Raw genomic sequence first — 630 nt, 5'->3', positions numbered from 1 at the left:
GGTCACACCACCGGCGAGCGCGAGGTCGCACTCGCCGTTGCGCAGGGCCTGCACGGCCCAGTGCAGCGCCACCAGGGAGGCGGAACAGGCGGTGTCGACCGTGACCGCCGGGCCTTCCAGCCCGAACGCGTACGAGAGGCGACCGGAGACGACGCTCGCCGCGTTACCCGTGCCCAGGAAACCCTCGATGCCGTCCGGAACCGAGTCGAGCATGGTCCCGTAGTCCTGGCCGTTGGTGCCGACGAACACGCCGGCCTGGCTGCCGCGGACGCTCGCCGGGTCGATGCCGGCCCGCTCGAACGCCTCCCACGAGGCCTCCAACAGCAGACGCTGCTGCGGGTCCATGGCGAGGGCCTCGCGCGGCGAGATCCCGAAGAAGTCCGCGTCGAAGTCCGCGGCGTCGTAAAGGAAGCCACCTTCCCGGGCGTAGAACGTGCCCTGCCGGTCCGGGTCCGGACTGTAGAGCCGCTCCAGATCCCACCCCCGATCACTCGGGAACGCACCGATCGCATCCCCACCCGAGGCCAGCAGCTGCCACAGCTCCTCAGGAGTACGGACACCACCGGGGAAACGGCAACTCATCGCCACGATCGCGATCGGATCGTCCGCCACCCCCGCACCCGCGGCGGC

The 630-nt window shown here is 70.8% G+C and carries 1 protein-coding gene; it reads right to left on the bottom strand.

Going from position 1 to position 630, the window contains the following annotated elements; all coding sequences use genetic code 11:
* Positions 1-630: beta-ketoacyl synthase N-terminal-like domain-containing protein (locus tag IF43_RS37495; RefSeq protein WP_037891648.1), on the bottom strand; the 630-nt coding region annotated here is incomplete at both ends.

It is taken from the genome of Streptomyces sp. NRRL S-87 (assembly GCF_000719335.1).
Lineage (GTDB): Bacteria > Actinomycetota > Actinomycetes > Streptomycetales > Streptomycetaceae > Streptomyces.
The sequence above is the reverse complement of the archived record's forward strand: the minus strand, read 5'-3'. Positions and strand labels throughout refer to the sequence as shown.